A 20,305-nucleotide genomic window follows, 5' to 3' on the forward strand; every position below is an offset into this window, starting at 1 on the left:
TTATACAAATAATTTAAAAACAAAATTTTATGTCAGCATTAAAAATTGGAATCAACGGATTCGGACGTATTGGTCGTTTGGCTTTCAGAGCTATTTCAAAACGTGCCAATGTAGAGGTAGTAGGTATCAACGATCTACAAGATGTAGAGTATATCGCCTATTTGCTAAAATATGACTCTGTCCATGGAACTTTCCCTTTGGATGTAAAAGCAGAAAATGGACACCTCGTAGTAGATGGAAAAACCATTCGTATCACAGCTGAAAAAGATCCTAACAACCTTAAATGGAATGAAATCGGAGTAGATGTAGTGCTTGAATGTACTGGTATCTTCACTACTTTGGAAAAAGCACAAGCTCACCTTAACGCAGGTGCTAAGAAGGTAGTTATCTCTGCTCCTTCTGCTGATGCTCCTATGTTCGTAATGGGTGTAAATCACAAGAGCGTGAAACCTACCGATACAATCGTATCCAACGCTTCTTGTACTACTAACTGCTTGGCTCCTATTGCTAAGGTTATCAATGATAACTTTGGTATAGACGAAGCCCTTATGACTACTGTACACGCCACTACAGCTACTCAGCTTACTGTAGATGGTCCTTCTAAAAAGGACTGGAGAGGTGGACGTTCTGCACTAATCAACATCATTCCTTCCTCTACTGGAGCTGCTAAAGCAGTAGGTAAGGTAATCCCTGAACTTAACGGCAAACTCACAGGTATGGCTTTCCGTGTACCGACAGCCGATGTTTCTGTAGTGGATTTGACTGTTAAGACTAAAAAAGCTACTTCTCTTAAAGAAATCAACGAAGCTATGAAGAAAGCTTCTGAAGGAGAACTTAAAAATATCCTAGCTTATACTGATGAGCTTGTAGTATCTCAAGACTTTGTAGGCTGCACCAATACTTCTATCTATGATGCAAAAGCAGGTATCGAACTTAACGATCACTTCTTCAAGGTAGTTTCTTGGTATGATAATGAAGCTGGCTACTCCAACAAATTGGTTGATTTAGCACAACATGTAGCTTCTCTTTAATCTTTTTAAATGATGAAAAAAAGACGTGTGATTTTTTAAACCATACGTCTTTTTTCAAATACATTCACTTAACACCTTAAAATTATGATTTTTATAGTAGATAGTGGTGCGACCAAAGCCGATTGGACTGCACTGAACGAAAAAGGAATGAAAGAATTCGGTACTCAGACCCTTGGTCTTAACCCTGAGGTGCTTACGGAGGAGATTGCCATGGAACGTCTAACAACCAATGAACAACTCAATGAGAATCGCAAGCGTGCACGCCATGTATATTTCTACGGAGCAGGTTGTGGAACAGAACGTCTTCGAGTATTCTTACATGCTATCCTACAGCGATTCTTCTCCAATGCTACCATAGTTGTAAAAGAAGATACCTATGCCGCTGTACATGCTACTACCGCCAATGGTGAAAGAGCAATCGTAGGGATCCTTGGTACAGGGGCTAACTGTTCTTACTGGGACGGAAAAAAACTACACCAAGCCGTAGATTCTTTGGGTTACTCACTTATGGATGAATGTAGTGGTAATTTCTTTGGAAAAAGGCTTATTGTAGATTACTACTTCAAAATAATGCCCGAACACCTAAGAAACAAATTTGAACATGAATATGAACTTAATTCCGATGTGATTAAGTCTCACCTATACAAATTGCCTAACCCTAACAGTTACTTGGCTACTTTTGCACGCTTTTTGGTGGAAAATAAGAATGATGCCTATTGCAATCACATTATCCGAGAAGGGGTACAACTCTTCATTGACCACTGGATAGTACAATATGAAGCTCGTAATGAAGTACCTATTAATTTCGTGGGTAGTATTGCTTTTTATTTGCAAGATGTTGTCAAAGAAGTATTTGCCGAAAACAATCTAAAAGTAGGTAAGGTAATACGTAAGCCTATTGATGGATTGGTAGAGTATCACCTACTTCACAAGAAATAAACTTATAGCCCAAAATCAATAATGAAAGATTATATTATCGTAGGTTTTGGCTTTGCGGGGTGTAGCTTGGTACATCTATTGGAAAAACACCAAAAGTCCTTTGTAGTTTTTAGTGATGATCCTACCCCTGTTACTACAGTAGCAGGAGCCATGTTCAACCCTATCATTCTCAAACGGTTTACCCCTGTATGGAGGGTAGAAGAGCAAATGGCCTTACTGCTTCCTTTCTTTGGAGAAATAGAACACAAGTTAGCCACTTCTTTCATCTATAAGACTCGGGTATTTAGGAAATTTACCTCAGTGGAGGAAAAGAACAACTGGTTTGTAGCCTCGGATAAGCCTATTCTGTCCCAATACCTCTGTTCAGAGGTACGCAATAGTCTCTCCCCTTATATAGAAACACCTTTTGGCGTAGGAGAAGTACTACATACGGGGCTGATTAATACACGTGTACTCATTCCTGCTTACCAAGAAAAACTACAGAAAGAGGGGGTGTATTTCCAAGAGAGATTGGATTATGATGCCTTGGAGATAAAAGACAATAGTGTGTGCTATAAAGGTATCTCAGCCAAGCGAATTGTATTCTGTGAAGGCTATGGTATGGTGCATAATCCTTTTTTCAATTACCTTCCTATGGTAGGAAGCAAGGGCGAATTACTTAGCTTTGAGGCTAATGACTTACAGCTGGACGGTGTACTCAAGTCTGATGGTTTTATCGCCCCCTTAGGTGGCAATACCTTCAAAATAGGTACTACCTATGACAATGACGACAAGAATCCCTCCCCTACTGCTCATGGTAGGCAGACGCTTATAGAGAAGCTTGAACGACTGATCAGCTATCCCTATCGTATCACAGGACAAATGGCAGGAATTCGTCCTACAGTGAAAGACCGTCGTCCTTTGGTAGGTGTGCACCCAAAGTATAAAAACTTATTCATCCTCAATGGATTGGGCACCCATGGTGCACTCTTAGCCCCCTATACAGCCACTTCACTCTATGATTTTATAGAAAATAGAAAAACGATAGACAAAGAAATGAACATTACACGTCATTCCAGATTTTTCCAGTAAAATTTAGTAACTATCAAACTATAAGAGGTAAATCGTGAAATTTACCTCTTTTTAGTTTTATTAATCCCATTTCTTTTTATCAATAGCTTCCATAAGTTGGTGGATTGTCAGAGGTTTCTTAGCTTTTTTGAATTTTTTGAGAAACCAAATCATAGAAAGCTCCCCCTCATTATAGAAATATTCATCAAAAGGGAAATGAGTTATATCCACTTGAAAGAGTATAACAAACTCATTAAGAAAATCAATAGCATCATCTCCCTCTATACATAAATCCTTATTAATAGAGGTCTCCAAGGTGATATGCTCCCTATAAGTATATTTAAAGATTAGTGCTCTTAGCTTTTCTTGAATAGAAGTATCCATAAGTTGTTTTTTCTGTTGCAAATATACTTGAATTTCGTAAATTTGCACTCATAAAACGTGGCTCTAAAAATTGTTTTTAGTCGGAACAAAATTGAGACATTTTTCTTATATATGCAATAGAAAAAATTATAATTTATGAAGATACCCTACATCTTTTCCGCAGCTATTTCATTGGCTTTCGCCAGTTTTACTTATGGGCAGGTAGTAACTACTAAAGATACGCTGTCCGTTGTAAAAGATTCACTCCCCCCCACTAAGGATACGCTCTCTATTGTCAAAGATACTCTTTCTCCTGTCAAGGATACTCTTTCTATAGTAGCAGTTGGCGATGTGATGATTGGTTCAGGCTTTCCTGCTGGAAAACTCCCCAAAGATGATGCTATAGAGAGCTTCAAGGCGGTTAAGCCTTATCTAAATGGGGACATTGTCTTTGGGAACCTAGAAGGAGCTATTCTGGATTCAGGTAATTCAGAAAAATGTAAAAACTCTAAGGAGGGTACTTGTTATGCTTTCCGTATGCCTGATCGCTATGGAAAAATTCTCAAGGAAGCAGGCTTTAGCCTAATGAGTACCGCCAATAACCATGCTAATGACTTTGGAGAAAAAGGAAGACGCAATACTGCTCGTGTACTTGATGAAGTAGGAATCTATCATGCAGGCCCTGTGGAAAACAAGTCGGTAGTATTTGAGAAAGACGGAATCAAATATGGCTTTTGTGCTTTCTCTCCTAATAGTAACATGCTCTCTGTAAATGATTTAGATCAAGCAGTCAGTTTAGTAGAACAATTACGCTCAGAGGTCGATATCGTGATTGTTTCTTTCCATGGAGGCGCAGAGGGTGCTAAGCATACCCATGTGCCTCGTAGCAATGAATTTTTCTTTGGAGAAAACCGTGGAAATGTATACAAGTTTGCCCATACTGTTATAGATGCAGGTGCAGATATTGTTTTGGGGCATGGCCCTCATGTAACTCGTGCAGTAGAGGTATATAAGAATAAATTTATAGCTTATAGCATGGGGAACTTCAACACCTATGGTACTTTCAATCTTGATGGTCCTAATGGAATAGCTCCCCTTTTGGATATCAAGCTTGATCGTAAGGGTAACTTCCTATACGCAAAGGTCATCTCTACCAAACAAAGCAAGACCAATGGCTTAGAACTTGACCCCAGTTCTAAAGTATTTGAGGAAATGAAACGCCTTACTAAGACTGATTTCCCTGAAACTCCTTTAGTTTTTGAAGAAAATAGTATTCTCTTAAGAAAATAAAGAAAAGTGAAGAATTTTCATTCTTCACTTTTCTTTTTACTCTTCACTTATCGTTTGGAATAGGAGATTTATTTCCTCTTTTGTATTATAGCTATGCAGACATATTCTTAGGCGCTCTTCTCCTTTAGGTACAGTAGGAGAGAGAATTGGTTTTATTCCCATTCCTTGAGCTTGTAGGCGAGCAGCCACTTGTTTTACTTTTTGGCTATCAGGAATAATAAGCCCTTGTATTGCAGAAGAGGAATCAATAAAGGTAATTCCTTTCTCCTTTGCTAGTGTCTGCGCCTTCTCACGGAAAAAGGCAATATTCTCATGTAAGAGGTCTCGTTCCTTAAGCTCAGGCAAGAGCATATAAGAGGCTAGCAAAGTGGCTATACTCTCTGGAGCAGCCGCAGTAGTATAGATAAATGAACGAGCAAAATTAACCAAATAGTCTATTACTTCTGCTTGTGCAACAACCAAAGCTCCATGTGCTCCTATCCCTTTACCAAAGGTAATAAGGCGTAAAAAGATATCTTCCTCTATCCCTAACGCTTGACAAAGTCCTTCCCCTTTATTACCAAATATACCTACTGAATGAGCTTCATCTATAATAATATAAGCATTGTATTGCTTAGCAAGTGCTACCATGGCAGGTAAGTCAGGCGTATCACCGTCCATGGAAAAGACCGCCTCGGTAGCTATATAAAGTGTAGTAGCAGAGGGCGCAAAGCGCTTGAGTTTCTCCTCTAGATCTGTAAGGGAATTGTGCTTGAACTTGAAATTTTGAGCCTTATTCAGTTGCAAACCATCACGAATGGAGGCATGTATATACTGATCATATAGCACCACATCACCTTTTTGTGGAATGGACGAGAAGATACCCACATTGGCATCATACCCTGAATTGAATAAAAGCCCTTTTTCAGCTCCATGAAAAGCAGCCAAGTAGCCCTCCGCCTTCCTAATCAGGGGATAATTTCCTGATAACAGGCGAGAACCTGTACTCCCATTCTGCAGAGGATATTCTCCAAGTAAAGAGTGTGCCTTTGTACGAACAGCTGCATTCTTGGCAAGCCCTATATAGTCATTCGAATAGAAGTCGATAAGGTAACTCTCTTCCGATAAATGGCGGAGTGTACCTGCTGTTTCACGCTCTTGAAGTGCTTTCTGAAGCTGTTTAGGAATGGGATTCTTTTTTATCTCCATTTGCTGGTTTAGAAGTTTTTATAATCATTTTCTCTATGAGTAAGGTCGTAATCCATGCCCAAAGAGCAGGGAATATCCATGATAGCCTATATTCGTGCAATGGAAGTGGTACCTCAAAGTATTCATATCCCAATTGTTCTAAGAAAATAGGAATAGTAGAGAGAAAAGTTACCGCAGCTACTACCTTAAAGACATTATTAGAAGCCAATTTAGAAGGAAGTAGATGTAAAAATACCAAAGCAATCACCGTAGGGTAGAAAAGCACTAATACAGGGTAGGCTATCTCTATGATATAATCCACTCCGAAGGGCGCTACGATAAGGCAATATATACAAAGAATGGTCACAAATACTTTGTAAGTATGTTCGTTTCCTTTGATGAGGTTCTTAAAAAATTCTGCTCCACCTGTGATGATTCCCACTGCAGTAGTAAAACAGGAGATACTCACAGCTATGCTAAGGAGTACCCCTCCAAATCCTCCTAATACATGTTTGGTTATCAAAGCCAAGAGAAGTACGCGCTGGTCTACCTCTGGAAAATAGCTTCCTTGGGATGCTCCTGTATAGATAAAACCTGCATAAGTAATGAAAAGTAAGATACCACTACCTATACCGGCATAGATTGTTAAGCGCTTTACTTGACGCTTATCAAAGGAATTATCTAAGGCCAAAGAGGCTACAATTACCCCTCCTATAATAATAGACGACATGGCATCATAGGTTTGGTAACCCTCCAAAAGACCTTCCGCAATGGGATTTTCAAAGGAAGATATTGTTATATCTCCTTGATTGAAGATAGCTACAATAATAAGCAAAAGAATAATTCCCACCATAAGAGGGGTTAGGTATTTGCCTAATACGTCTAATATCTTATTGCGCTGAAAACACAAATATCCTACCAAAAAGAAATAGAATACATAGAAAGTATACATTACCCATGCAGGAAGATTGGGAGCGAAAGTCGCTGAAATCATCTCATAACTTACTGAGGCAGTACGCGGCATAGGAAAAGCCAAGCACATACCATAGAGCAAACAACCTAATAAAATCGATACAAAGGAGCTAACCTTTTTACCAAAATCCAATACAGAACCTTGTAGGCGTGCCTGTACGACTACTCCCAAAATAGGAATAAGTACTGCTGAAAGACAAAAGGCTATAGAAACCAATAGCCAATGCTCACCTGCCGCTCTTCCTAAAAAAGCAGGTAATATAAAGTTCCCTGCTCCAAAGAAGATTGAGAACATCGCAAAGGATGTTACAATGATACGTGAAAGAGTTATTTTCATTCTATAAAAATTAAAAAATTACTAATCAAATAAAGATTCTCCATTAAGATCAGTGGTTAGAGCCCCTGTCATAAAGTCATAAAAAGGACGCATACTCAAGAAAGAAACTACCACTTCATCAAAAAACTGTTCTTCAAGGACTGCCTGTGGGGCAAAATCTCTCTTGAGTAAGAATTGTTTCTTTCTCAAGTAAGCTATCATGGGATCATCTTTGCTAAACCCTTTAGGAGCAGTTTTTACCTCATCTCCGAAGAGTTGCCCCCCAAAGTACTTTATCATAGGAGCAGAGGTCATTATCTGGGAAAAGACTTCTGGCTCAGCAGCTATCTCCTGGCGTATACGCAAGAGATCCTTAGGTTCTGGATTAAAAAATCCTCCCCCTACAAAACTCTCCTGAGGACTTAGGTGTAGGTAATACCCTCCACGGTAGTGAGGTTGTAAGCGAGGAAAGTAAAGTCCAAAATGTGTTTTGTAAGGAGGCTTATCCTTAGCAAATCGTAGATCATTATATATGCGGTATATCTTTATTGGACCTAGATGATCCTTCTCACTGAGCTTATTATATACTGAATGAAAGAAAGCATCTGCTTTATTTTTTGCTTGTTCATACTCTTTTTTGTGATCCAAGAACCATTCACGATTATTATTCTCTCCTAATGCAGATAAGAAAAAAAATATATTGTTTGTTAATTTAGTCATTATTATTAAACGTATAAATAAAATTATTTATTAAAGTGCAAAGATACAATTTTTTTGATATAAACTACAATTATTGAAAAAATATTTCTATCTTTGCAACGTTTATAATTTTTGTAGTATGGAAACTAATCGCCAAAAGAAAATAGCAGGCCTCCTACAAGAGGATTTAGGAGATCTTTTAGGTAGAGCTGTACAATCAGGCGGATTGACCAATCTTATTATATCGGTTACCAAGGTAGCTATCACTGTAGATTTGACTCAAGCCAAAGTATACATCAGTGTATTTCCTAGCGAACAAGGTAAAGAAATACTCTCGGCTATACAATCCAATAGTGCTCAGATAAAGCATGAAGTAGCTCAGCGAGTACGCCATCAACTTAGAAAAATGCCTGATCTGACTTTCTTTTTAGATGATTCCTTGGAGTATCTCTCCCAAATAGAACACTCCCTCAAGGGAGAAGAAAACCCCATAGAAAACCCTGAATTGCTTATCAAACGTAAAAAATCTTAGTCTGTTGAAAGCCATTTTCTTCATAGCTTGGCGTTATGTACGCTCCAAGAGTTCGCAGAATGTGATTAATATCATCAATCGTATGTCCATCTTCGTACTTATCGTAGGAGGTGCTTCATTGATGATTGTCTTAGCGGGCTTTTCGGGCTTGAGGACTTTTAGTATGTCTTTTTCTAACTTCTTCGACCCTGACTTGAAAGTATTTCCAAAAACAGGGAAGACTTTATCACTTTCACCCATGCAAGAGACTGCTCTTAAGGAAAGTGGGGTAGTAGCCTCCTACACTAAGGTATTAGAGGAGCGGGTATTTCTCAATAGTCGGGGCAAGAACTATATTGCTTATATCAAGGGAGTAGATGAAAATTACCCAAAAGTAAATGCGGTGGATAGTATCCTTGTCATCAGCCCCAAAGAATGGCTTCTTAGCGAGGATTATGTAGTGGTAGGGAATATCATCGCAGAGACCTTGAATTTGGGACTCTTCACCAGTACTACTCCCCTACAAATCATTGTTCCTAAAGCTGGCAAAGGAAGTATCACCAGTTCTTCCACTCCTTATAGAGAAGAAACGGTCTTACTATCGGACTATTACCAAGTTACAGAAGATTTAGATAGTAAGTATGTCTTTGCAACCCTCTCCTTAGCCCAACGCCTGACAGGAGTACAGTCCAATGAGGTAAGTGCCATAGAAGTGAAGGTCTCCAAAGGTATTTCCGCTACTGAAGGAAAGAAACGCCTACAAAAGGTATTAGGAGATTCTTTTGTAATAAAGGATCGAATGGCACTCAATGAAGACCTCTATAAGATGTTCCAAACAGAAAATTTGGCTACTTACCTTATCTTTACCTTAGTACTTATCGTGGCGTTGTTTAATTTGGTAGGGGCTATTATTATGATGATTTTGGACAAGCGGAAAAACCTATATACGCTCTTTGCTTTGGGAATGACCCAAAGGCAGATACGCGCCATCTTCTTCCTTCAAGGGGTGATTGTCTCCCTACTCGGGGCTGTCTTTGGTGTAGGCTTAGGGATTGGTATTGCTTGGTTACAAAAGACATATCCTATGCTATATATTAATCCCAATGCTACTGTACCTATTGCCTACCCTATGGATATTCGGCTTTTAGAAATTGTAGTGGTGTTCTTTACTATATTTGTATTAGGGATTTTAGCCTCTGCCATAGGTGCTAGCAGAACAAAGATTAATGATTAATAGCAGATTATCAAGTAAACAGTCTATACAAATGAATTATAAACATGTTTATAGAAGACTTAAAACTCAAAATTCTACTTGCTATTTTACTTCTATTAGGAGCTTGTAATAAGCCCATAGACCTTTCAGAGATAGAAATAGGAAGTAAAGCGGAGAATTACAATCTCAATAGCAATCTTTTTACTAAAAAGGAATGCCTTGATTATCTCTATAAAATAGATAATGATAGTATTTACAAGAGAATACAAATGATCGATAAGGATACTGAAGAGGGGGCTAGCTATTATTCTTATTTTCTCTCAGATATGGCTATATCCAAGTTTCGATTCGGAAAGTTTACTCCACGAGAAGGACATGTGAATGTATATAATGGGAATATAAGCGCCATAGATGTTTCTTTTCCTCAGGAGCAATTGCCGGAATTTGTAAAATACCTATATAAAACCTTAGGGACGCCCTATACTCAAGAGATGGAGACCTACCAAAGGGAATATGATTATAAACCCGAATCCTATTATACAGGACTTAATACCTTTGAGATTCTTGAAAAGACATTTCCTGAATGTATGAAGGATAAAAATACTATACACTGTCCTGTGTATCTCTACTGGAAAAAAGCAGAGGTATATTACCGATTGGAAACATTCTTTATCCCCTCCCCTCATTCAGCCCAGATCAGTAATCACCTGATTTGCATGAAAAAAAATACTTTATCTACCCCAATCAAGTATGATTTTGAACAAGTGAAAATTGGTAGTCCTGAGGATAGTTATCCTTTTGAGCAGAATGAGGATATCCAATCCCAACATCATTTTGCTTGGGATTTCTATGAGCTTACACGTTACTCTTACCAAAAAGGAGATGAAAACATCTATACTATAGATGATATAAAACCCTATAAAATAGGAATAAAAGATAATGATGATTTTTCAGAATATAGCCTTTATCCTAATAAAAACGAAGGGTATCTTTTTGCAGGATTTGAAATAGAAAGAGCTAAGGTAATTGCCTACAAAAATAAAATAGTTGCTATCTATGTGAAGACCCATTCCAATGACTTTCCTAAGGTATATGAGTATCTGTGTAAGCGGTTAGGTACACCTTTTTTTATAAAGAAAGTAAATATATACAAAGAAAATTATGAACCAGCTACACTTGAGGCTCTCAAGAAGATCTTTCCTGAATATGTGGAGGTATTTCATATAGATTTTGAAAAAGAAGACGCTGAATATATAGAGGCTTTTGGATATGAGGACAAAAAACTTACTGCTCCAGAACATATTCTATGGAAACATGACAATGTTTTTTGTAAGTTTCAAGTACTTGGAAAACCTTTTGTGAATAAATCTGGAAAATTTGAAATAAATAACTCTATTCTCTTTGTTATTCCAAAAGATACTCTTAACCCCCATTTTCTATACCAAGCAAAAAATAATCCTTAAATATATTACAAATGAAGAAAATCGTTTTATTAGTAAGCAGTTTTTTCTGCCTAAGTAGTTGTGCTGATTTACAAAGTATTATGAACAGCACTCAACAAAGTGGAGCTCTTTCCTCTGTGGATATTTCCAATGGGCTCAAACAAGCCTTAGAGTTGGGTATTTCTCAAGGTGTAGATTTACTTAGCCAAAAGGACGGCTATTATGGTAGTTCTTTGGCGAAGATTCTTTTCCCTGAACCCTTACAAAAAGTAGATAATACCCTAAGAAGTATTGGCTTAGGAAGCCTTTCCGATGAGGGTGTAAAGCTCCTAAATCGTGCTGCTGAAGATGCTGTAACTGAAGCCAAACCTATCTTTATCAATGCAGTAAAGAACCTTTCTTTCTCTGATGCTACTGCTATCCTTACTGGAGGTAAGAATGCTGCTACAGACTATCTAAAGAAAACCACCACCCAATCCTTGATTCAGGCTTTCTCTCCCAAAATACAAGCCTCTTTGGGTAAAGTAGGTGCCGATCAGGTATGGTCAAGCATTATTGATAAGTACAATGCTGTTCCCTTGGTAACCAAAGTAAATCCAGACCTAACAAGCTATGTAACTGAAAAAGCAATAGATGGTCTATTCCTACAAATTGCCCAAAAAGAGGAAGATATACGTACTAACGTTGCCTCAAGAACAACTCCTCTGTTACAGAAAGTTTTTGCCAAACAATAAATATAAAGAAAAGCGAAGGGTGAAAAGTGAAGAATTTTTCACTCTTCACTCTTCATTTTTACTAAATTATTCGTTTTGTTTCCTCAGATTCCCTTAGCCCAACAGATACTACTTGCCTGCAAGGCAAAAGGTATCCAACATATAGTCCTCTCACCAGGGTCACGTAATGCACCGCTGACTATTGGTTTTGCCAGTGACTCCTTTTTCACCGCTTATAGCATTGTTGATGAGCGTTGTGCTGCTTTTTTTGCCTTAGGCTTAGCCCAACAACTTAGGCAACCCGTCGTAGTGATCTGCACCTCTGGTTCTGCGCTATTGAACTACTATCCTGCAGTGAGTGAGGCTTATTACAGTAATATTCCCTTAGTGGTAATCAGTGCCGACCGCCCTGCTTCCAAGATAGATATAGGAGACGGGCAGACCATTCATCAGCGACATGCCTTAGCCTTGCATACTGCTTACAATGCTAATCTCTCCGAGGAGAATAGTGATCTTGCATATAACGAATATTTGCTCAATGAGGCTCTGAATACAGCGGCTCTAAAGTGCTTGCCTGTACATATCAATGCACCTTTCGAAGAGCCCCTATACCAAACACTTTCCTCCCCTACTGTCGGCTTTGACAACGAAGTGGTAGTGAAGTCACAAGTGCCATTGTCTCCCGAAAGACTTATCCAATTTGTAAAAGATTGGATTTACCCTAAGAAAATGGTGCTTATAGGTGTTTTACCGCCTCATGCTATTGCCCAAAAATGGATTACATGGCTTGAGGAAGACCCTTCTATATTAGTGCTTACAGAAAGTACTGCCAATGTAGTGGCTGACACCTTTATTGGTATGATAGACACTTTCCTTTCTCCCATAGAAAAAAGAAATCTACAAGAGCTCCTCCGTCCCGATGTACTTATCTCGGTTGGAGGTATGGTTGTTTCCAAGAAAGTGAAAGAGCTACTTCGTCGATACCCTCCTAAAGCCCATTATTATATAGATGAACAAGTGGGATACGATACTTTTTTCACTCTGACACACCACTTCAAAACTGATATCAATACATTCTTAGAAACTGTTACCCCTGAATTACCTCCTGTTAGCTTTGATTATAAGGGGATTTGGCTACCTTTGTATAAGGAAACTCTTGAGAAGCGCGCCTCTTTCTTAGCAGAAGTTCCCTTCTCTGATATGGCTGTTTATAAAGCTATTCTTGAGCGTATTCCTACCCCTTACCATATACAGATCAGTAACAGTGCTCCTATTCGCTATGCACAGCTCTTTCCCTGCAAAGCAGGTTGGCAAGTATATTGCAATCGAGGTACTAGCGGAATAGATGGAAGTACTTCTACTGCTATAGGAGCTAGTGTTGTACAATCCTTACCTACACTACTTATTACAGGAGATTTGAGTTTCTTCTACAATAGCAATGCATTGTGGTGCAACTATATCCCAAAAAATTTCAAGATCATAGTCATCAACAATGCCGGAGGAGGTATATTCCGTATCTTACCTACTGATAAGGGTACTCCTTTCTTTGAAACTTTCCAAGAGACTACCCATTCCCTTACCGCCGAACATCTATGTACTATGTACGGTCTCACCTATCTCTGTGCACAAAGCAAAGAAGAACTAACTGAAGCCTTGGAGATACTCTTCTCCAAAGACAAAAGACCTATGCTCTTGGAAGTATTTACCCCAAGAGAACTTAATGATACCATACTCAAAGATTATTTTCAAGCTTTACTATGAACAACTATAAAAACCATGTTCTAGAGGGAGAAAATACCATTATTACTCATATATCCAATGACAGAACACCCTCTTCTTACAAAATATATAAGTAACTGTATGTGATATACAAAATACCCTCCTATATAGGAGGGTATTTTGTATAACTAAGTAAGAATAAAGAAGAACCTTATTCTTCTTTCTTTAGTTCTGTAAGTATTTCCTTAAGAGCATCCAAGTCATCAAGGGTAACGAGTTGCTGTTTGTATTCCTTGAAGTGTGGAATACCTTTGAAATAGTTACTATAATGCCGGCGCGTTTCGAGTATTCCCAAGCGTTCACCTTTCCATTCTACTGCCCAGAGTAGGTGTTGTAGGGCGGCTTCTGCTCTTTGAGCAAGAGAAGGAGGAGCCAGCAGCTCTCCTGTGGCAAAGTAGTGCTTAATCTCTTGAAAAATCCAAGGATAGCCAATGGCTGCACGACCTATCATAATCCCATCTACCCCATACCTATTTTTATACTCCAAAGCTTTCTCGGGAGAGTCTATATCTCCATTACCAAAAATAGGAATATGGATACGAGGGTTATTCTTTACCTTAGCAATATAAGACCAATCTGAATGCCCCTTGTACATCTGTACACGAGTACGAGCGTGTATAGAAAGAGCTTGTATACCTACATCTTGCAATCGTTCAGCTACTTCCTCTATGTTGATTGTATCGCTATCCCAGCCCAAACGTGTCTTGACCGTTACAGGTAAGTGGGTACTCCTTACGACCGCTTGAGTAAGACGTACCATTAAGTCTATATCCTTAAGGACTGCCGCCCCAGCTCCTTTGGCTACTACTTTTTTGACAGGACAGCCAAAGTTGATATCTACTACATCAGGGGAGACGGTCTCCACAATACGAGCTGAGAGCGCCATAGCTTCCTCATCACCCCCAAATATCTGTATGCCTACGGGACGTTCATCATCAAAGATATCCAATTTCTTTCGGCTTTTTATAGCATCACGTATAAGACCCTCGGAGGAAATAAATTCACTATAAAGCATATCCGCCCCATGCTTTTTACAAAGTCTGCGAAAAGGTGGATCGCTAACATCTTCCATAGGGGCTAAGAGCAAAGGAAATTCACCCAAAGTAACCGAACCTATTTTTACCATATTGTCTTATAATTCTATATCAAACATCTGAGCCAAGTAGCGTGCTACTCCATCTTCCTTGTGATGGTGAGTAGTATCATTGGCTACTGCCTTCACTTCATCACGGGCATTGGCTACTGCTACCCCAAGACCTACTGCCTCAAGCATCTCTCGGTCATTGTAATTATCTCCGAAAGCGATGGCATCAGCAAGGGAGATTTCCTTATGATGAGCTAAAAAGGCTTCTATTCCTGTGAGCTTAGATACATTCTGTAAGGTGATTTCTATATAAGTATTTTTTGCTCTATAAAGTTGTAGCTGACCGGTCATTTGTGTTTGCAAAGCCTGCCACATAGCCTCTACTAGCACCTCCTCTCCCATAAGCATAAGCTTATGAGCACCTTTGTTTTGAGATTTCCAAAGGGAAAGCACCTCTTGGTTACTCTTTACTATTGGAGTGGTAGCCGTATTACGCTCTTCACGTTGTGCCCATTGGTCAAATGCTGGAACATACCACTCATTGAAGTTATAAAAGCTGATATGTAGCTTTCCTTCTGTATATTGCTGGTTAAGAGCAACTATTTGCTCACAAAGGGTATGAGGTATTTCTACTGAGTGGAGCACAGCCCCTCCTTTGTCCAATACTAAAGCCCCATTATAAGCTATCAGAGGCATACCCAAGATACCTGCTTTCTCTTGGAGGTAGTACATTTGTACAGGCATGCGTGAGGACACCAGCACAATAGGTAAGCGGTTTCTAAGCTCAGATAATACTTTCGTAGTCTTTTGGGAGAGGGTACGTTCTGCATCGAGCAAGGTACCATCTATATCCGAAAAAAGAATTTTATAAGACATAAAAAGATTGATTTTTTCACATTTAATATTTCTCCAACATATCTACTTCAGCAGCAGTAAGTAGGAAGTTATGCATCTTATAGTTTTCTATAAAAGGAGGTAGGTTTTGGCTACCAGGACCATACATAGCCAGTTCTGTATAATCAGAAGAGTGATCCATACTGATCCAACCCACAGAAGTGTGTTTCTTCTGTATCTCAGCCAATAGACTATAAGGAAGGTTCTTATAATTATAGAGTCCGTTTTCTTGTTTACCTTCGGTATAGAAAGAGAGAATTTGCTTGGCTTCTTCCTCAGAGAAAGGAATCTTACCAAAATTATGAATGAGCAAATCTCTCACTTGAGAAGCAGAATCAGTTAGATTAATGCTCTGCAGCGTAAAATCATTAGAATGACGGAAGTACGCCAAGTTATCAAAGTTTTGATTACACTCCTTACCATAGATAAGACCTGGATTGGCATTACCATGATCGGAAGTTACCACAACCAAGGTATTACCGTCCTTTTTAGCGAAATCTATAGCTACTTGTATGGCATCATCAAAAGCCAATTGGTCAAAAAGTAGCGCTCCTATATCGTTTCCATGGGCAGCCCAATCCACCTTACCTCCTTCCACTTGAAGTACAAAACCCTGTTTGTGGTCTGCCATCATATCAATTGCCTTTTTGGTCATTTGAGCCAAGGTAGGAATTACAGCATTCTTAGTGGTACTATTCTCATCAATAGTATAAGGCAAGGCATTGCTATCAAACACTCCAAGTAGTGGTATATTCTTAGGAGCTGCATTCATTTGGGTTACATTTTTAACCACTGTAAAGCCTTTTTCTACATACTTAGCGTACATATCTTGCTTATCCTTACGCTTCTCTGCACTGAAATAATTATCCCCTCCCCCCATCATAACATCAAAGCGAAGATCAAGATAGTTTTCAGCGATTTTAGGTTGAGCACCTCGTTCCTTACTATTGGTAGAGAAACCTGCTGGGGTAGCATGAGTAATAGGCACTGTAGTTACACAACCCACTTTCTTGCCTGCTTTCTTAAATTTTTGTAAAATAGGAGTATATTTTTCTCCATTGACCCCGATATTGATCATACCGTTAATGATGCGGTGCCCACAGCCCCAAGAAGAGCTAGCAGCAGAAGAGTCAGTAACCACTGAGCTTGCTGACTGCATATCCATAGAGGACTTCACCGCCAATTTCTGCTCATAGAGACTAAACCAAGCACTACTACGTCCTAATATTCGTTTGCTATAAAGATCAGCCATTACCAAGGTACCGATACTCATACCATCGCTGACCATATAAATAATGTTTTTTGCCTTCTTACGAGCGAAAGACTCTGAGGCTTGTGCTTGAGCTACAGACGGAAGTAGGAGAGATCCTAATCCCGCAAATACAGAGTTTTTTAAGAAACTTCTTCTTTCCATTGGTATTTATTTTGATAGTGAATAATGAAAAGTGAATAATTATTCACTTTTCCATTTTTATTTAATTTTAAGTTCTACTGTAAAGGTTGCTCCTTTATTTACCTCCGAGGAGAGGGTAATTGTACCCCCATGGGCGTTAATAATATGCTTAACCATGGTAAGTCCCAGTCCAGAGCCTGCGGTGTTCTTTGTGGTAAATTTAGGTTCAAAAATACGCTCTTGCAATTCCAAAGGCACTCCTAAACCATTGTCCTCAACTACTATATAAGCAAAATCACCTACTACATAAGTAGAGACCCTTATAAGAGGATCTGAAATAGTATCTGTTGCATAAATAGCATTCTTGAGCAGATTTGTAAGCATGCGATTCATCTGATTTTTATCTACCCAAAGGTATATCTGTTCTTGCTTACTCTCAAAATGAATATAAGGTAGGTCAAAGATAGCTATGGCATGGCGGATAATTGTATTAAGTTCAGCCTGCTCTTTCTTCTGTGGCGGCATAGAAACAAAGGAAGAAAAAGCATCGGAGATATCCGAAAGTGTATCAATATGCTGAAGGAGCATTTGAGTAAAATCGGCCACTTTCTCTTTACATTGAGGATCTTCTGGAGTGAATTTCCGCTGAAAATTCTGCACACTCAGCCGCATAGGAGTTAGAGGATTCTTTATCTCATGAGCTATTTGCTTTGCCATATCTTTCCACATCTTCTCCCGCTCTATTTTGGCGAGTGCTTTCTTACTTTTTTCTATCTCATCCACCATCTCATTATAGGAAAATATAAGTTCTCCTATCTCAGTAGTAGTGTTCTTGACATCAATTTTTTCATTTTTCCCTAAGAAATGGGTAGTCCTTAATCGCTGCTGTATCTCCTTAAGAGAGTGGGTAATATAGCGAGAAATGAAAAAAGCTACCCCTATGGTTAGTAGTAAGATAGCCATATAGGCACCTCCTAAGTTATACAGAGAGTTTTGTAGGAAGACCTCATTGAAAGTATCATTTTCAAAATGAGGTATATGTACAATTAGCAGGGGCTTATATTGTAGGTCATTGACATAGGAATAGGAATATTGGAAATTATCCTTTTCAATAGTTGTCTGGAAAACCAATCGCTTATCTACTGAGTTGGATAGATTGGTAAGAATGGTATCCGAAATACAATGCAATTCCTTATTATCTCTCAGTCCTGCTTGTGAGCTAATAAGAAAAGTCCCATTGATACTATATAAGTTAAAATTGATATTTTCAATATCAGCAATACGATATATATCCTCACGGAAGATCAAGGGAATATACTTATCCTCCACAGGGAATGTTGTTTGTGACAATACATAACGTATCTGCATGGCAAGCTGCTGCTCTTTATGCAACAAGCGTTCGTTATGATAGGTCTGTGATTGCTTGCGATACTGGTATATGGTTACTAACGCAATGGTAATAAAGGAAAGTATTGTAATACCTATAAGGCTCACAAAGATACGAAACCGTAAAGAATGGAAAGCACTCATTATCAGTGATCAGTCTCTAGTGATTAGTGATTAATTACTAAAAAAACTATTCACTTTTCACTTAATTCGCTGCAAAGGTACAAAAAAAAATAAGGTGACATTCAATCACTATCATTTTTAATACCTCCCAACATGTTAATTAATTACTAATCATAATTTAATTAGTCTTTATTTTGTATATTTGCAAGCGATTAACACACATATAAATGATTACTATAAAAAAAGTAGAAGATAAAAAGGGAATGCTTGATTTTGTTAAGTTTCCTTTTTCCTTATATAAAGGCAGTAAAACATGGGTACCACCTTTGATTGCTGACGAGTTAGACACCCTTGACCCTGAGAAGAATCCTGCCTTTGAGAATTGTGAGGCTACTTTTTACTTGGCTTACGATGAACATCAAACCATTGTAGGTCGTATTGCAGTGATTATCAACCACTATGAAATTAGCCGTGGAGTACATAAGGTGCGTTTTGGCTGGTTGGATATGGTAGACAATATAGCCGTTACCGACGCCCTTTTACAAAAGGCCTTGGATAAGGCTCGGGAATTGGGACTCGCATATGCGGAAGGACCTATGGGCTTTTCCAATATGGATAAAGTAGGAGTACAAACCTACGGATTTGATCATATTGGGGGAATGATTACATGGACTAACTATCCTTACTATGTTACTCACTTTGAGAAACTTGGATGGATAAAAGAAAAAGGGTATATAGAGTCCTTTTTCTACCTCAAAGATGTAAATTTTGACACTTATAAGAAAGCAGGAGATGTGGTAGAACGCCGCTATGGGCTTACCTATGCTCCTATCAAGACCAATAAGGATATCATTCCCTATGTAGATGAGATGTTTGATCTATTCAACACCTCCTATGCCAATCTTTCTTCCTTTATTCCTGTCTCCGAAAGGCAAAAAGAATACTTCAAGAAAAAATATATTCCCTTTGTACTACCTGAATTTATCAAATTCATTTTGGACAAAGAAGGTAAGATTATCTGTTTTGCTATTGTAATTCCTTCTTTTTCAAAGGCCTTGCAAAAAGCTAATGGAAAACTCTTCCCCTTTGGTTTCTATCACCTATGGAAAGCCCGAAAGAATCCTAAGACAGTAGAGTTCTATCTTATTGGTATCAGTCCTGAATACCAATCCAAGGGAGTACCTGCTATGCTGTTTAGAGATTGTTACCTACTATTCAAAGAAAAGGGAGTTGAAGAATGTATCATCACTCCAGAATTGGAGGACAACATGGCTGTACAAAAACTATGGAAGAACTTCAATCCTACGGATTTTGGGCGTAGGGCTACCTATAAGAAATATGTAAATGAAGGGGAGCAATAATGCTCCCCTTTTTAGTTCCAATTAATCATCAATCTTTTCACTTTGGCTGTATCAGGAATACTCTCCAAAGTGTAAGCATCGTCTACCGCTGGTAAGAGATCTTCCTTTGCAAAAGCAAAGTAAAGACTACTCCCCTTAGGCATAACAATAACTGTGGAAAGTAACTGTTCAAAATCAAAATCCTTATATACTTTCTTAATATCAGCAAAAGTACTATTGAGTGAAATATGTTGAGCAGTAGCGAAACGCTCATCCATGATTTGTACTCCCTGAATATGCTGAGTTTCTCCCTCAAGAGGGATAGAAGGGGTAAGTTCTAAAAGTTGTTTGCCCTCACCTCCCTTTTCATAAACTAAAAATCGCTCATCACTTATGTACCTAAATTCTCCTTCAAGTGATGTTTTTACCAATGAATCATTTTTATACAGAGAATCCAACTGAGAGAGCTTGACTTCTTTAGTCAAGTTCCCTACACTAGTATCCGTTATCAAGAATTTTTTATCAGATCGGGAGCAGCCAATACCCAATAAGGCACTACTTACTCCACATAAGAGTAATTTTGCTGTATTTTTCATTTTA

19 protein-coding genes are annotated in these 20,305 nt (G+C 38.6%); 10 read left to right on the forward strand and 9 right to left on the reverse strand.

Going from position 1 to position 20,305, the window contains the following annotated elements; translation table 11 throughout:
• The first annotated feature begins 29 nt into the window (after positions 1–29).
• From gap to Q0625_RS02440, 3 genes are all read left to right on the forward strand, one after another.
• Positions 30–1,031, forward strand: a complete 1,002-nt coding sequence (gene gap, locus Q0625_RS02430) for a type I glyceraldehyde-3-phosphate dehydrogenase (protein WP_298823306.1) — start codon at positions 30–32, stop codon at positions 1,029–1,031.
• A gap of 84 nt (positions 1,032–1,115) precedes the next feature.
• Complete coding sequence (locus Q0625_RS02435; protein WP_298823307.1) at positions 1,116–1,970, forward strand: N-acetylglucosamine kinase; 855 nt, start codon at positions 1,116–1,118, stop codon at positions 1,968–1,970.
• 21 nt (positions 1,971–1,991) lie between these two features.
• On the forward strand, positions 1,992–3,041 hold the full coding sequence (locus tag Q0625_RS02440) for an FAD-dependent oxidoreductase (protein ID WP_298823308.1): 1,050 nt from the start codon (positions 1,992–1,994) through the stop codon (positions 3,039–3,041).
• Positions 3,042–3,101: 60 nt separating this feature from the next.
• Here Q0625_RS02440 and Q0625_RS02445 read toward each other — a convergent pair whose 3' ends face one another.
• Positions 3,102–3,404 (reverse strand): DUF1493 family protein, encoded by a 303-nt coding sequence (locus Q0625_RS02445; protein ID WP_298823309.1) that lies wholly within the window; start codon positions 3,402–3,404, stop codon positions 3,102–3,104.
• A 135-nt stretch (positions 3,405–3,539) separates the two neighbouring features.
• On the opposite strand from Q0625_RS02445, the gene Q0625_RS02450 reads away from it, so the two are divergent.
• Complete coding sequence (locus Q0625_RS02450) at positions 3,540–4,673, forward strand: CapA family protein (protein WP_298823310.1); 1,134 nt, start codon at positions 3,540–3,542, stop codon at positions 4,671–4,673.
• Between the two features lie 36 nt (positions 4,674–4,709).
• Here the strand turns inward: Q0625_RS02450 and Q0625_RS02455 are convergent, their stop codons facing one another.
• From Q0625_RS02455 to Q0625_RS02465, 3 genes are read right to left on the reverse strand one after another with little or no spacing between them, the layout of a single operon-like run.
• Positions 4,710–5,861, reverse strand: a complete 1,152-nt coding sequence (locus Q0625_RS02455; protein ID WP_298823311.1) for an 8-amino-7-oxononanoate synthase — start codon at positions 5,859–5,861, stop codon at positions 4,710–4,712.
• Positions 5,833–7,149 carry a branched-chain amino acid transport system II carrier protein gene (gene brnQ, locus Q0625_RS02460; protein WP_298823312.1) on the reverse strand — a complete coding sequence of 439 codons (1,317 nt, stop codon included), beginning with the start codon at positions 7,147–7,149 and terminating at the stop codon, positions 5,833–5,835. Before brnQ ends, Q0625_RS02455 begins: the two co-directional genes overlap by 29 nt.
• A 21-nt stretch (positions 7,150–7,170) precedes the next feature.
• Positions 7,171–7,848 carry a DUF2461 domain-containing protein gene (locus Q0625_RS02465; protein ID WP_298823313.1) on the reverse strand — a complete coding sequence of 226 codons (678 nt, stop codon included), beginning with the start codon at positions 7,846–7,848 and terminating at the stop codon, positions 7,171–7,173.
• Positions 7,849–7,966: 118 nt separating this feature from the next.
• Between Q0625_RS02465 and rbfA the strand changes: the two genes are divergently transcribed.
• The 5 genes from rbfA to menD all read left to right on the forward strand — a co-directional run bounded on the left by rbfA (position 7,967) and on the right by menD (position 13,467).
• Positions 7,967–8,359 carry a 30S ribosome-binding factor RbfA gene (gene rbfA / locus Q0625_RS02470; protein ID WP_298823314.1) on the forward strand — a complete coding sequence of 131 codons (393 nt, stop codon included), beginning with the start codon at positions 7,967–7,969 and terminating at the stop codon, positions 8,357–8,359.
• 4 nt (positions 8,360–8,363) lie between these two features.
• Positions 8,364–9,572 carry an FtsX-like permease family protein gene (locus Q0625_RS02475; RefSeq protein WP_298823315.1) on the forward strand — a complete coding sequence of 403 codons (1,209 nt, stop codon included), beginning with the start codon at positions 8,364–8,366 and terminating at the stop codon, positions 9,570–9,572.
• Between the two features lie 44 nt (positions 9,573–9,616).
• Positions 9,617–11,014, forward strand: coding sequence for a hypothetical protein (locus Q0625_RS02480; protein WP_298823316.1), 1,398 nt, complete (start codon positions 9,617–9,619; stop codon positions 11,012–11,014).
• A gap of 11 nt (positions 11,015–11,025) precedes the next feature.
• Complete coding sequence (locus tag Q0625_RS02485) at positions 11,026–11,727, forward strand: DUF4197 domain-containing protein (protein ID WP_298823317.1); 702 nt, start codon at positions 11,026–11,028, stop codon at positions 11,725–11,727.
• 75 nt (positions 11,728–11,802) lie between these two features.
• Positions 11,803–13,467: a 2-succinyl-5-enolpyruvyl-6-hydroxy-3-cyclohexene-1-carboxylic-acid synthase gene (gene menD / locus Q0625_RS02490; RefSeq protein ID WP_298823318.1), complete on the forward strand. Its 1,665-nt coding sequence runs from the start codon at positions 11,803–11,805 to the stop codon at positions 13,465–13,467.
• A 169-nt stretch (positions 13,468–13,636) separates the two neighbouring features.
• Here the strand turns inward: menD and dusB are convergent, their stop codons facing one another.
• The 4 genes from dusB to Q0625_RS02510 are packed head-to-tail and all read right to left on the reverse strand — an operon-like array spanning position 13,637 to position 18,386.
• The gene (dusB, locus tag Q0625_RS02495; protein ID WP_298823319.1) at positions 13,637–14,611 is read right to left on the reverse strand and encodes a tRNA dihydrouridine synthase DusB; all 975 of its coding nucleotides are present in this window, start codon (positions 14,609–14,611) and stop codon (positions 13,637–13,639) included.
• Between the two features lie 6 nt (positions 14,612–14,617).
• A complete protein-coding gene (locus Q0625_RS02500) occupies positions 14,618–15,445 on the reverse strand; it encodes an HAD family hydrolase (RefSeq protein WP_298823320.1) in 828 nt (275 codons plus the stop codon).
• Between the two features lie 22 nt (positions 15,446–15,467).
• The gene (locus tag Q0625_RS02505; protein WP_298823321.1) at positions 15,468–16,877 is read right to left on the reverse strand and encodes an alkaline phosphatase; all 1,410 of its coding nucleotides are present in this window, start codon (positions 16,875–16,877) and stop codon (positions 15,468–15,470) included.
• 57 nt (positions 16,878–16,934) lie between these two features.
• Complete coding sequence (locus tag Q0625_RS02510; RefSeq protein ID WP_298823322.1) at positions 16,935–18,386, reverse strand: ATP-binding protein; 1,452 nt, start codon at positions 18,384–18,386, stop codon at positions 16,935–16,937.
• Positions 18,387–18,592: 206 nt separating this feature from the next.
• On the opposite strand from Q0625_RS02510, the gene Q0625_RS02515 reads away from it, so the two are divergent.
• Positions 18,593–19,726, forward strand: coding sequence for a GTP cyclohydrolase (locus tag Q0625_RS02515; protein ID WP_298823323.1), 1,134 nt, complete (start codon positions 18,593–18,595; stop codon positions 19,724–19,726).
• 11 nt (positions 19,727–19,737) lie between these two features.
• Here Q0625_RS02515 and Q0625_RS02520 read toward each other — a convergent pair whose 3' ends face one another.
• Entirely contained in the window at positions 19,738–20,301 is a 564-nt protein-coding gene (locus tag Q0625_RS02520; RefSeq protein WP_298823324.1) for a hypothetical protein, read from the reverse strand.
• Between the last annotated feature and the right edge of the window lie 4 nt (positions 20,302–20,305).

The organism is uncultured Capnocytophaga sp. (genome assembly GCF_938029845.1).
Classification (GTDB): Bacteria; Bacteroidota; Bacteroidia; order Flavobacteriales; family Flavobacteriaceae; genus Capnocytophaga.